The sequence below is a fragment of the Desulfovermiculus halophilus DSM 18834 genome (genome assembly GCF_000620765.1).
GTDB lineage: Bacteria > Desulfobacterota > Desulfovibrionia > Desulfovibrionales > Desulfothermaceae > Desulfovermiculus > Desulfovermiculus halophilus.
The window spans coordinates 1-12,891 of the sequence record NZ_JIAK01000025.1; the positions used below are offsets into that span (position 1 = coordinate 1).

11 protein-coding genes are annotated in these 12,891 nt (G+C 55.0%); 7 read left to right on the forward strand and 4 right to left on the reverse strand.

All coding sequences use genetic code 11. The features are described from left to right. The 3 genes from N902_RS17600 to N902_RS0111550 form a co-directional block, all read left to right on the forward strand. The coding region (locus N902_RS17600; RefSeq protein ID WP_034622653.1) for an ATP-binding protein at positions 1-212 on the forward strand (212 nt) is incomplete at its 5' end. A gap of 526 nt (positions 213-738) precedes the next feature. Continuing rightward, the gene (locus N902_RS0111535) at positions 739-1,530 is read left to right on the forward strand and encodes a PIN domain-containing protein (protein ID WP_027371060.1); all 792 of its coding nucleotides are present in this window, start codon (positions 739-741) and stop codon (positions 1,528-1,530) included. Positions 1,531-4,408: 2,878 nt separating this feature from the next. Continuing rightward, positions 4,409-4,741, forward strand: a complete 333-nt coding sequence (locus tag N902_RS0111550; protein ID WP_027371062.1) for a hypothetical protein — start codon at positions 4,409-4,411, stop codon at positions 4,739-4,741. A gap of 67 nt (positions 4,742-4,808) precedes the next feature. On the opposite strand, the gene N902_RS19745 is transcribed toward N902_RS0111550, so the two are convergent. The 3 genes from N902_RS19745 to N902_RS0111565 form a co-directional block, all read right to left on the reverse strand. Beyond that, positions 4,809-4,982 carry a hypothetical protein gene (locus N902_RS19745; RefSeq protein WP_153304205.1) on the reverse strand — a complete coding sequence of 58 codons (174 nt, stop codon included), beginning with the start codon at positions 4,980-4,982 and terminating at the stop codon, positions 4,809-4,811. A gap of 95 nt (positions 4,983-5,077) precedes the next feature. After that, on the reverse strand, positions 5,078-5,344 hold the full coding sequence (locus tag N902_RS0111560) for a type II toxin-antitoxin system RelE family toxin (protein WP_027371063.1): 267 nt from the start codon (positions 5,342-5,344) through the stop codon (positions 5,078-5,080). Beyond that, on the reverse strand, positions 5,341-5,592 hold the full coding sequence (locus N902_RS0111565; RefSeq protein ID WP_027371064.1) for a type II toxin-antitoxin system Phd/YefM family antitoxin: 252 nt from the start codon (positions 5,590-5,592) through the stop codon (positions 5,341-5,343). Before N902_RS0111565 ends, N902_RS0111560 begins: the two co-directional genes overlap by 4 nt. A gap of 131 nt (positions 5,593-5,723) precedes the next feature. On the opposite strand from N902_RS0111565, the gene N902_RS17605 reads away from it, so the two are divergent. The 4 genes from N902_RS17605 (at position 5,724) to N902_RS0111595 (ending at position 11,953) form a co-directional block, all read left to right on the forward strand. Then, positions 5,724-6,155 carry an SOS response-associated peptidase gene (locus N902_RS17605; protein WP_051564539.1) on the forward strand — a complete coding sequence of 144 codons (432 nt, stop codon included), beginning with the start codon at positions 5,724-5,726 and terminating at the stop codon, positions 6,153-6,155. Between the two features lie 407 nt (positions 6,156-6,562). Beyond that, on the forward strand, positions 6,563-7,645 hold the full coding sequence (locus tag N902_RS17610) for an HD domain-containing phosphohydrolase (RefSeq protein WP_084288284.1): 1,083 nt from the start codon (positions 6,563-6,565) through the stop codon (positions 7,643-7,645). Next, on the forward strand, positions 7,638-10,757 hold the full coding sequence (locus N902_RS18815; protein WP_051564541.1) for a hybrid sensor histidine kinase/response regulator: 3,120 nt from the start codon (positions 7,638-7,640) through the stop codon (positions 10,755-10,757). The genes N902_RS17610 and N902_RS18815 overlap by 8 nt, the downstream gene beginning before the upstream one ends. 422 nt (positions 10,758-11,179) lie before the next feature. After that, entirely contained in the window at positions 11,180-11,953 is a 774-nt protein-coding gene (locus N902_RS0111595; protein WP_034622655.1) for a slipin family protein, read from the forward strand. A gap of 82 nt (positions 11,954-12,035) precedes the next feature. Here the strand turns inward: N902_RS0111595 and N902_RS0111600 are convergent, their stop codons facing one another. Next, a complete protein-coding gene (locus tag N902_RS0111600; protein WP_027371067.1) occupies positions 12,036-12,674 on the reverse strand; it encodes a hypothetical protein in 639 nt (212 codons plus the stop codon). Positions 12,675-12,891 lie beyond the last annotated feature (217 nt).

Below are 12,891 nucleotides of genomic sequence, written 5' to 3' on the forward strand. Positions count from 1 at the left end.
AAAGATATGAACATGCATCCACCATCATTACAAGCAACCTTGATTTCCAGGAATGGGACCGGGCCTTTGAAAACAAGCTTTTGGGATCAGCTACCATCGATAGACTCCGGCATGATGCCTACCTGGTCTATTTGGATGGGCCCAGCTACAGGAAACCAAAGCCAAACCAAGCTCTCAAAAAAGAGGTGGAAAAAAGCCAAAAATCAGCCTAAAAAATGGGGGGTTCGCAACCTCAAGATGGCCACTTAAAACTGGCCCCATTAGGGCGATCATAGGGTGGCCCGATTAGCCGATCATGGGTGGCTCCATTGGGGTGGTCAATGACAAAAGCATCAAAATCTGCAGCTGGCAGTACGCTTTCTCAGACCCCAAAGAAAAAAAGTAAATAAACTGATAAAGTTACCTAGAATCATACAAACCCACGCACACCAAAATATTGTCCTTGAGATGGGGATGCTAATATCCGTCGTCGGTCAGGGAAATATCACAATTCTGCAAAAGGGGACACATCGAAGTACCATTCGAAGTACAAGGAATACTCTATATACCATTCGGAGACTGTGCCGAAGCTCACTGACAGGTTAAGGGCTGCCAGGCTCGTTCTGAGCACCGACAACATAACTAGAGCCACAAGCTAGTATTCTTATTTTATGAAAAAGCTTTTTCCATGCTTCGTTGTGCCTGCGCCCTTACAGGTATGATGATTATTACACTAAAACGACGAAGGATAGGGCGAAATTGTCACATCTGAACATATTCATCGACGGTTCGTGGCTGTTCAAGGTTTGCCAGGCTGGTGGAGTATTGTCTCGAACTACTGAAGATGACACCAGACCCTTCAAACTGGACTTCGATAAACTGAACAAGCTTCTGCTGTCCCATGCGCAAAGCGCTTCGACCGAATGCGATTCGATAGGAGAATGTTTTATAGCAACGTCGATCTTCGCTTTACCAGACGTTTTCGATGACTGGCCGAATCGCTTTGACGATATTACTGAGCAGAACATCGAAATAACTCGTAAGAACGTCAATGCCAGGGAACGTATGGTCCGTAATGCCGTTGACAATGCGGGATACAATGAATCTGCAGTCTTCAGGCCTCCAATACGTGACTACATCATTCAACAGTTGATGAATCGTCAATATCAGGAGAAACAAGTTGACGCTGCAGTGGTAGCTCTCCTTGTACGTTCCGCCATAACAAGGCCCGATGACTATCATGTTGTATTGACAGGAGACTCCGATATCCTTCCCGCCATTAAGGTGGCCTATCCCACGTATTCTGAAAACGTGTTCTTGGCTACAACTCACCCAGATGAGTTGAAGGCTGAACACAGGCAAACATCTTTCTCCTTAAGCAACTTTAGTTTTGCTTTGGATCCAGTTTATCTGCAAGATGTGACAGAGAAGATTATCCAAGGCATGCACAGCTATAAATGCGCGAATTGCAGCCGAGTATTTGTCCGGTCCAACCCTATTCCTGCTGGAGCCCGCCCTTATTGCAATCCTTGTTATCAGCAGCGCACATAGCAAATGAAAATAAATTATGTCTACTCATGAAAACATAACATTTCGTTCCAGCAGAAACTGAGGTTTTTGGCTCATCGCGGCATGTTCTATTGATTCCACCAAATTAAGCTGGACTCATAGTTATGTTTTGTGGCTTTGCGATACCATCGCAGTACATCTAACCAACCATCATTCCCCAAAGATAAAAGAATACTACTTCCAGTGGACAGCATACATCGCTGCAGCTGGTCTGGTACGGCAACCAGACCCAGATGGCGTGAACATCTAAGCTCAGGCTTTGATCTCATCCTTGGCCACCAAAAGACAAATAATGTCCTGGTTCACCCAAGAGCCCAGAACCGTCCAGGCAAGGACAAAATCTGCTAACGACCCTAACCGCTGCTAGGCGCCCATAGGGGTGGTGCTTCAACAGCCCAAGCTCAAGTCCCGCTCCGGCCCCCGGCCCCTGTTCGCTAGTCGGCATGGAGACTCAGGCTTTAGACAGCGAACAGCGGCCGGTGACCTCCGCTCTGATCCAGGTGTTTCATCAGTCATCAACAAGAAGCTAAGGTGCAGCTACAGCCCTCCGAGACTGGCCCGGTCAGGGATCAGGTAAGTCTTTGCTGTGCCCTTGACCGGGTCCAGATTCTCCGGGCTTCCGCTGATCAAACGAAATCTCTTCCCGCCCACCGCCCCATAAGACACGGTTGTTTACCAGCCTGTGCTAATTCCCCCGCTCCACAGCCCGCGGACTGGGCGCGCAGACGCACCCAGACCGCGTGCCGTTCCGCTTCAGCTACCGGTAATTCCAAGGTAGGACAAGAGCTGATAAGGTGCAGCAAAAGCCAGCCAACCCTGGCCCCGGTCAGGGATCATAAGTCTTTTGGTTGTGCCCGTGACCGGTGCCAGGCCGGCGGCTTTGCTGATCATCGTTATATCTTCTCCCGCCCATTCACCCCTCTAACCGGTTTTTCATCGATCCGGTGATGTTCCCGCTACGCGCCCCACGGCCAGGGACCGCAGCCGGACCCGGACCGCGTGACGCTTCGCTTGGTTAAGGGGTGATTCATCAAATGAAAGACAAATAAGGTGCCGGCCCACCAGGCGGCCAACGCCGGTCAGATAAGGTAGGGATCAGGTACCAACTCTGACCAGCGTTCCTACGCCTGACGGGCCGTGTCTCCTAAATCTGTTCCCGTCCGCCACCCCTAAATGCACGGCTCTTGTACAGCTGGTCGCAAATTCCCGCTCCACTGGCTGCGGACTGGTCCCGCAGCCGGGCCCAGACAGCGTCCAGCTCCGCTCTGGTCCGGGCAGGTTCATGGGGCTGGCAAGGAAAAGAGGATAAGGTGCAGCTTCAGCCCTGCGAGACTGACACCAGCCTGGGTCAATAATATTTTTTGGGGCCAGGCTGGTGCAGACTCTCCGGGCTTTCGCTGGTCAGCGAGATATCGAATCCCGCCCAACCGCCCTTTGAGAAAGACCCTGACCCACCCACGTGTGGTACGTGCCCTCCGCTCGGCGCTTCGCCGAAGACGGCTCGCTTGCCTCCGCTCCAGGCACATCAATAATATTCCCACCCGCCTCCCCGAAGAAAATAGCACTGCTACCGTTTGGTTTGGGGTGAATCCGCAAGTGTGGGGGTAATCCGTGCGCCCGTACAAAGAGAAAGAACAAGAGGAAGAGAAAGACCAGAGAAAAGAGCGAAGAGGTTAGTGATTCCCAGGAGTATGGTTTGGTTCTCCGCTTCGGTCCTGGCAGCACTGCTCCGGGCTACGCGGGATTGGTGCCCGCGATGCCTACGCAGTGCCGCCAGGCCCTTCGCTGGGTTGTGACATTCCGCAGGTTGGTTGAAGAGAGGGTAACACGGAAGGTTGGGATCAAAGTCTTTCGCTACGCCCCTGGCAGCGCTGTTCAGGCTCGCGTGACGAAGACCCGCGATGCCTGCCCAGCCCAGCCAGGGCCTTCACTGGGTTGCGGTAATGCGCAGGCCTTGAAGAAAAGACAAAGAGGAAGACGGATAATGTGGCTGTCCTGGCACGGCTCTTTGCACGCCCGGCTGTCACAGGCCAGGTTGCAATGTCCGCAAGGCCCTGCGCCAGCCGGGCATGCAAAAGCCAAGGTGCCAGGCAGCTTCTGACAAGGATATCTCTTCCCGCCCAGCCATCCCCCAGAAGGGCAATTGAGCGTATGAGGTTTTTGATCCCGCTCCACAGGCCGCGGACTGGCCCTGCTGACAGGTCCAGACAGCGTCCTGCTTCGCTCTGGTCCGGGGGGTGTAGTGAGTGTTGGCCCAGAAAAGAATGGTAAGGTGCAGCGAAAGTCCTCCGAGACTGACACCGGCCGGGATCGGTATATCATTGCTGTGCCCGGCCGGTGTAGACTCTCCGGACTTTCGCTGAATACCATGATATCTATTCCCACCCAACCCCCCTGATGAAGACCCTGACCCACCCAGGCTGTGCGTGCCTTGCGCTTTGGCGCTTCACCTCAGAGGGCTCGCATGCCTTCGCTTCAGGCCCAGATCAGGCCATATTCCCACCCGCCTCCCCGGGAAAAAGACCACAGCAATGATCAGCAGACTTTTAACCGCGAAGCGCGCGAGCGCACGAGGATATACCATCGGGCACCCGCCTGTCTTCTGACTGCAAGCCAAAAGGCAAAGAATGAAAGCCAGGAAGATGAAGAAAATAAGGTGGCTACGCGTCAGCTTTTTCTGGCCAATCGACGTGGAGGATAGCTCCGGCGGCCGAAAATGCAAGGATACTTCGTGCTTCCCTCCGCTCTGCTCCGGTCCAGTACGATCCTCCTTGCATTTCCGTCCGCCTCCACTTTGGAAACCACTTTTCAAGATTGGCCAGAAAAAGTTTTTTAAGCTCAGCAAACCAAGGAGGCGCGTATGTTCACGGTTTCTCATCTCTCCCGCATCAGCTGCAGGTGGTCGGCTTCAGCATTTGCCGTTCGGTTCTCCAATACCTCCATCACCGGTTATGTGGCCTGCGTGGGGTTCCGGTCCTTTGCCCTGGCCAGGCGGCTGGCCGTGTATGCAGCTCCTCAGCTCCCCCCTGTGTGCAAGGGCGTGCGCATGAGAAAAGGCGGCGGCATGTGGTGGGTCTCGGTCCCGGTGGCAAAAGAGTCGGTGCCCGAGGAGGTGGCCCGGGGCGGGGCGGTGTGCTCCATGGGCCCGCCCCCGGATGTGCGGCAGGCGCTTGTCGGCTCCGGCAGGGCGTAGGCATAAGGTCCCGGGCTTCGGCCCGGGGGTTTGTCTTGGTCTGTGAAGGGTCAAGCTCTTTTTATAATCAAAGCTCCTTCTCTTTCATCCTCTGCTCAGCCCTCTCTTCCATTTCCCAGCGATTGACCAGGGCCTCACGCATGTCTTCAAAAATCCTGGTCGCCTCCCTGATGGTGAGCACATCATTGTCTACCTTCTGACACAGCCCGATTCGAAGGGCATGCAGGGCCTGGATGCCCATGTCATTGGGGTGTTTGTTTATCAGCTCCTCCCATTCGGCGTTGGACTCCGGATCATAGCAGTAGTTTGTTTTGGCCAGGGCAGAGAAGGGAAAATTCAGGGGAGATTGCGATATATATCTTTGCGGTGGCCGATTTTCACAACCAGGATTAAAAGGATCTCTTCTTGGATTTCATAGATTATTCGATAATCTCCAACACGGATTCTGTGAAAAGGATTATTGCCTTTCATTTTGGTTGTATCAGGATTTGGTAGGTCTTCAGCCAGGCTGTCGATTTTATCGGCTATGCGTTTTTGATCAGCTTTTGGTATTTTCTTCAGCGCTTTTGCCGCCGACCTCTTGACCTCAATACGATAATTCAAAGCTCGAGTTCCTTTTTTAACTCATCCCAAGGTATTGGGTCTCCAGGCTCTTTTTTTGCCTTCCACGCATCCTCAATATCAATCTGGTCCTCTATCTCTTGCAGAAGTTTGAGCTCCTTCAAAGAAACAAGAGCGGCAATCGGCTCTCCTCTTCGGGTTAAAACAAAGGATTCCTCGCCAAAAGCGACTCTATTGATAATGTTTGAGAATTTTTTTCTGGCGTCCGCAGTTGTGATTTTATTAATCATAATAAGCATCTCAAATGTATAAAATGTTCATTTTGTACATATTGTATATATAAAACATATAATGTCAACAAAAATAAAAAAATCATATATTATCAAATTTTTATACCTTCGAGATGGCTCACTCGGAAAAAATGAATACGATTCTTGCCGCGGCCAAAAGGCACCGCTGCCTGATCCCGGCCAGCTGCTTTTTTGAGTGGAAAAGGACAGAGGGAAAGAAGAAACAGCCGTACTGCGTCCGGCCCAAAGACGAGGGCCTCTTTGCCTTTGCCGGGCTGTGGGAGCACTGGCAGGATGAGGAAGCGGACAGAAAAATCGACTCCTGCACCATTGTCACCACCCGGGCCAACGAGGCCGTGGCCGAGCTGCACGACCGGATGCCGGTGATCATCATCAGGGAGGCGGATTTTGATCTGTGGCTGGATCGGAGCGTGGAAGATCCGGAGCGGCTGCAACCGTTCCTGGAACCGGTATCAAGTAATGATTTGGAGATCTATCCGGTGGGGCTGGAGGTGAACAGTCCGGGAAATGACTCGGAAGAGGTAATCAAAAAGACGGGTTAAAAGTGGATGGCTTTTGGACGGCTTTTTTCTGACAACCTGGCTCAAAACAGCACTTTTTCATGCGATCCAATGCGCATTTTTACGGCGACATGCGCTTTGCGGTGTCCTGTCACGCCGGAGGCCGCCGGTTCGAGTCCGGTCAGCTCCGCCATTTTTTCAAGGGGTTATGAGTTCTGCTCATAGCCCCTTTTTTTGTTTCCCACCGTATTCCCCACCTCCAGCCGAAATTGCCCGAACTCAAAACCCTGCATAAAGTCAAGACCCTTGGGCTATAGCTGAACGCCAGCCCTCAGAGTCACAAGGTTCACCTTCCAGCCGGTTCAACTGCTGCAAAAGATCGTTGCCGTTGGTGATGGGGCTTGAGTCTGTGCACACTCTGACGTAGGGTAAAGCCTACCTTGCAAAGTATGGAATTGGTTCCACCTGTAGCCAAGGACGCATCCGACATGCAGCAGGCCAAGATTCTCCTGGTTGACGATGAGCCGGCAGTACTCAAGACCTTGCAGCGGATTGTACAAAAAGCCGGAGGGACAAGTGTTGCGGCCAGGAATGCGCAAGAAGCCAGGCAGCTAATGCACAGCGACGCCTTTGATCTTCTGCTCAGCGACCTGTACTTGCCGGGTGAGTCCGGCATGGAGCTCATTCACTGGGTGCAGGAACACTTTCCGCATATCGGCATCATCATTATCTCCGGAGAAGACGACGCAGCAACAGCCCAAGAGGCCTTGGACATGGGGGTGTACGGGTATATCATCAAGCCATTCAAGGTCAATGAGGTGGTCATCCACATCTTTAACGCCCTTCGCAGGCAACAGCTGGAGGCCAAGCAGAGGGCCCGGTTCACCGATCTGGAGCAGCAGGTGCAGAAAAGGACCTCAGAGCTGTACCAGGCCCTGACCGGTGTGGTTTTGGCCACGGCCAACACCTTGGAGTTCCGCGACCCCTATACAGCCGGGCATCAGCGCCGGGTCGGAGAGCTGGCCAGGTCTCTGGCCCAGGAGCTGGGGTGCTCGGAAGACCAGAGCGAGGGCGTCTATTTGGCCGGGCTGATCCACGACCTGGGCAAGGTTTCGGTTCCGGCCGAGATCCTGAGCAAGCCCAGCCGGCTCTCAGATATCGAGTTCGCCCTGATCAAGACCCATCCCCAGGTGGGATACGACATCCTCAAGGACATCTCCTTTCCCTGGCCCATCGCTTCCATGGTCCTGCAGCACCATGAACGCCTGGACGGCTCCGGGTACCCCTACGGCCTCCAGGGACAGGATATCCTCTTTGAGGCCAAGATTTTGGCTGCGGCCGATGTGGTCGAGGCCATGTCCTCCCACCGGCCCTATCGTCCGAGCCTGGGTCTGGAAAGATCACTGCAGGAGATGAAACGACTCCGAAACAGTCTGTTTGATGCCCAGGTGGTGGATGCCTGCCTGAAGTTGTTTCACGATCAGGAGTTCTCTCTGGATACATTGCCCGCGTATGAGGTGACTGATGAGTGATGCGGACATACCCAGCCAAGCCCGGGAGCCCCTGGAGGAGAGAAACGGCCAGCTCCGGGAACGGATCAAGGAGCTGACCTGCCTGTATGAGCTCTCCAGGCTCTGTGCCGGCACGGACATCTCCGAATCCACGCTCTGTCGCCGCACGGTCCAGCTCATCCCTCCGGCCTGGCAGTATCCGGAGATCACCTGCGCCCGTCTGGTGTGGAAAGGCCGGGAGTACACAACCGATCAGTTTCAAAAGACCCAGTGGACCCAGACCACCGATCTTGTGCTGGACACCGAGCCAATGGGATTTCTGCAGGTCTGCTATCTGCAAGAGATGCCGCCACGGGATGAAGGGCCTTTTCTGCAGGAAGAGCGCAACCTCCTGGACGCCTTGGCCAGAAACGTGAGCTTCTTCCTTGCAGCCAGGGAGAAGGAGGAACAGAAACGCCACCTGGAAAAGATCAACAGGGCCATGGTGCAAAGCTCTCCCCTGCCGGTCTTCAGCATGGATATGGACGGTAAGGTACTAACCTGGAACCCGGCCGCCGAGAAGGTCCTGGGCTGGACTGCCGCGGAAGTCATCGGCAGGCCCCTGCCCTTTGTCCCGGAGGAAAAGCAGGAGGAATCAGCGGCCATTCGGCGCCGAATATTTACTGAAGGCGGCTTTTCCGGACTCGAGGTCGTTCGGCGGACAAAAGACGGACGACTGATCGAAGTCAGCCTATCCACAGCCGCCATCTCCGACCACAGGGGACAGCCCATAGGCACCATGGCCTTCATGGAGGACATCACCGAACGAAAAAAGACAGAGCGGGCCATCACTGAAAATGAAGAACGCCTGCGGGTGACCCTGCAATCCATCGGGGACGGGGTCATCGCCACAGACACCGAGGGCCGGGTCACCCGGATGAACCCGGTGGCCGAAGCCCTGACCGGCTGGAGCCTGGAGCAGGCCGCGAGCAAGCCCCTGGATCAGGTATTTTCCATTGTCAATGCCCGGACCGGACAGAAAGCGGACAACCCGGTGCACAAGGTCCTGAGCACCGGGAAGATCGTCGGGCTGGCCAACCATACCAAGCTCCTGGCCCGGGACGGTCATGAGTACCAGATAGCGGATTCCGGTGCGCCCATCCGGGACAGCGCTGGGAACATCCTGGGAGTGGTCCTGGTCTTCCGGGACGTGAGTCACGAGTACCGGATGCAACAGGCCGTAAGGGAGAATGAAGCCAGGTTCCGGGAACTGTTTGCCCACATGAACAGCGGAGTGGCTGTGTATCGGGCCGTGGATGAAGGCAACGACTTTGAGTTTTTGGATCTCAACACCGCAGGGGCAAATATCGACAACCTGCGCAAGGAGGATGTGCTCGGCAGGCGCTTGAGTTATGTGTTTCCCCGGGTCAAGGAGTTCGGCCTGCTGGATGTCCTGCGCCAGGTATGGCGGACCGGAGTCCCCCAACACCACCCGATCTCGGAATACACGGACCAAAGGATCACCGGATGGCGGGAGAACTTTGTCTACCGCCTGCCCACCGGGGAGGTGGTCGCGGTCTACGAGGATATTACCCAACGCAAACAGACCGAGCTGGCCCTGAAAAGCAGCGAGAGCCGCTACCGCAGACTGTTCACCAGCATCCGGGACGCCATTCTGGTCACCGACACCAATAGAAAGATCATTGACTGCAATCCGGCCTTCACTGAGCTGTTCGGCTACACCCTGGAAGAAATCAGGGGGCGGCAGCCGGGCCTGCTCTATGCAGATCCGGGCAAGGATCAGGAGATGGCCAAGCAACTCAGCACCAGCAGCTCCCCCCGTTTCATCTGCACTCTGGAGTACAAGACCAAAGACGGGCAGATCTTCCCCGGGGAGACAAACATCTTTTTTCTACACAAGGATGCTGGGGAGGTAGCCGGCCGCATCGGCCTTATCCGAGACGTCTCTGAACGAGAAAAGAACCGGGCCGAGAAGGAGCGGCTGGAGACGCAGCTTCGGCAGGCCCAGAAGATGGAGGCTGTCGGCCGGCTGGCGGGCGGGGTGGCCCACGACTTCAACAATCTGCTGACCACCATCACCGGCAATGCGCAAATCGGACTCATGGACCTGACCCCGGACCAGGAGCTCTACTCCATACTGCAGGAGATTCAAGAGGCCGGAGAAAAGGCCGGACACCTGACCCGGCAGCTTTTGGCCTTCAGCCGCAAGCAGATCCTGCAGCCCGAGGTTCTGGATCTGAACAACTTGATTCTGGAACTGGAAAAGATGCTCCGCCGTTTGATAGGTGAACACATCACCCTGGAGACCCGGCTCATGCCCGGCCTAAAGCCGATTAAGGCCGATCCGGGACAGATGGAGCAGGCGATCTTGAATCTGGTCATAAACGCCAGAGACGCCATGCCCAACGGGGGACGGGTGACTATAGAAACCGCAAATCCGGAACCTGACCAGAGCGCTTCCCCGGACGACGCCCTTCCCCATACTGCCCAATCCTGGGTCATGCTGGCCATCAGCGACACCGGACAGGGCATGTCCCCCCAGACCCAGAGCCAGATCTTTGATCCCTTCTTCACCACCAAGGAAAAAGGACAAGGAACCGGGCTCGGCTTATCCACCGTGTACGGGGTCATCCAGCAAAGCAAGGGAACTATCCGGGTCCAGAGCGCTCCGGGCCAGGGAACAACGTTCACCATCTTCCTGCCCGTTGCGCAGGATCCGGAGCCGGAAGCCAACGCCGGCCCGGCTGTGTCCCCCGATCTCCACGGCCGGGAAGTCATCCTGGTGGTGGAAGATGAACCAAGTGTGCGCGAGATCGTCGCATCCAGCCTGCGCAGGTTCGGATACACCGTGCTCACCGCAGGGAGCGGGCCGGAAGCCCTCGAGCTCTGCAAAAAGCGCAGAAAAGAGATCGATCTTGTACTCACCGATGTGGTCATGCCGGAGATGAACGGCAGGGAGCTGGTGGAGTCCATCCAGGCCCTGGGCGCAAATTTCCAGGTCATCTACATGTCCGGATACACGGAAAACGTGGTGCTTGGCCATGAAGGGCTGGATACGACGGTCTGCTTCCTGCAGAAGCCTTTTTCCGCTCATGCTCTGGCCGCCAAGGTTCGGGAGGCTCTCAGGAGTTGAATGCTGTTTTCCGTGTTCGTTCAGGACCTCAACGCCTGCTGTCTACCTGACCCCGGTCGCACATCAGGGTTGGACCCCCTGTTCATTCCCTTACAAATCGACATGCCCGAAGCGGGCACGCTTGCGCTACCAAAGCATGCAAACGATTTCGATACCGACACCGATTGTTGTGATTTTCGGCTCTTCGACCCAGAAAGTGGAATTGCATACATAAGAGTTGGCAAACTCCAAAAATCCACACGCTACGTCGAAGAACCTGATTTTCTTTCTTCGGGATCGGGATCGATATCCATATACTGAGGGTTCCTGCTGCACCGAATGACGTATTCTTCCGATTTCGATACCGAGACCGATAGCGATTTGGATTATCCCAACTATTAACTCATAACAGTTTTACATACAAAAAACCCCAGGAGAAGCGTATGCAGACATTGTACACCTTCGCGCCGATCATCGTCTTGGTCGTCCTCTTTCTCTTCTCGGCCATCAAGGTCCTCAACGAGTACCAGCGGGCCGTGGTCTTCAGGCTGGGCCGCGTCCTGCAGGCCAAAGGGCCGGGGCTGATCATCCTGATCCCGATCATCGACAAGATGATCAAGGTCTCCCTGCGGATCATCGCCCTGGATGTCCCGGGCCAGGACGTGATCACCAAGGACAACGTCTCGGTCAAGGTCAATGCGGTCATCTACTTCCGGGTCATGGATCCGGTCAAGGCCATTCTGGAAGTGGAGGACTACATGTTCGCCACCTCCCAGCTGGCCCAGACCACCCTGCGCAGCGTGTGCGGCGCAGCTGAACTGGATGAGATCCTGACCCACCGGGACCAGATCAATGATCAGATCCAGTCCATTCTGGACGAGCACACCGATCCCTGGGGGATCAAGGTGACCAATGTGGAGGTCAAATACATCGACCTGCCCCAGGAGATGCAGCGGGCCATGGCCAGGCAGGCCGAAGCCGAGCGCGACCGGCGCTCCAAAGTCATCAACGCCGAAGGCGAGTATCAGGCCGCCAATCGGCTGGCAGAAGCCGCGGGCATCATCCAGAAATACCCCCAGGCCCTGCAGCTCCGCTATCTGCAAACCATGCGGGAGATGACCTACGAGAGCAAGGCCAGCACCATCCTGCCCATCCCCCTGGATCTGTTCGCCCTGCTCAAGCCGCAGGGATCAGAAAAAACAGGGGACAAGGAATAAAAAACTCTTCGACAACCGAATAAGAAAAGCCCGACACGCTCCTGCGTGCCGGGCTTTAACCACCAAGAATCATCCATGGCCGCTAGTTCTTCTTGCCTCCGGGGCCCTGTCCCTGGCCCTGCATCATCTGCTGCCGCATGGACTTCATGTCCTGCTGCAGGGACTCCAGCTCATCGAGCATCTTCTGAGTCTTGGGCTCTTCTTCCTTCATGGCCTGAATCATATTTTCCCGGAACTGCTCCTGCTTTTCCTGGATCTTCTTATTGCTCATGGTCTGCGAACGGGCCTTTTGATAGGAGTTCACCTTCTTTTCCCATTTGGCCTGCAGCTTTTTCTTTTTCTCTTCAGACATGTCCTTGGACTGCATCTTGGACTGCATGGACTTGAGCTCTTCCATGTCCACATTCTGCTCTGCCATGTTCTCGTCCATGGTGTCCTGGACCAGAGCGTCCAGTTCGTCCCTTTCCTTCTGCAGCTCGGGATTATCTTCCAGGGTCTTTTGCTGGACCGACTGGAGTTCCTTGCCCAGCTCCTGCATCCTCTGCATTTTCTTCTGCATTGCAGTCTGGCCGGCTTGGCCCTGTTTCATTCCCTGACCCATCTCGGATTGCGCCTTCGTCTCGGACTTCTGGGCTCCGGCAGGGAGGGAGCCGATCAGGAGCAGCCCCAAAGAACACAATGCGATCAGGCCCGTGGATGCTACCGTGCGATGAAAAGACATACATTCTCCTTAGTTCTCACTTTTATTGCCCGCATGCGCGGGCCACAGTTCCCATAACCAAACCTGTATACTATCATCATGTTCTGACCCTCTGTCAATGAGCCGGATGCCGGCCTCGGATTAGCCTTGATTCCTTGAAGTTCTTCAGTCATCGTCATCATGCTGAGAAAAGCTGTGTCCAAACCGATGTTCCTTCAAGGAGCTCTGAACGCCTACT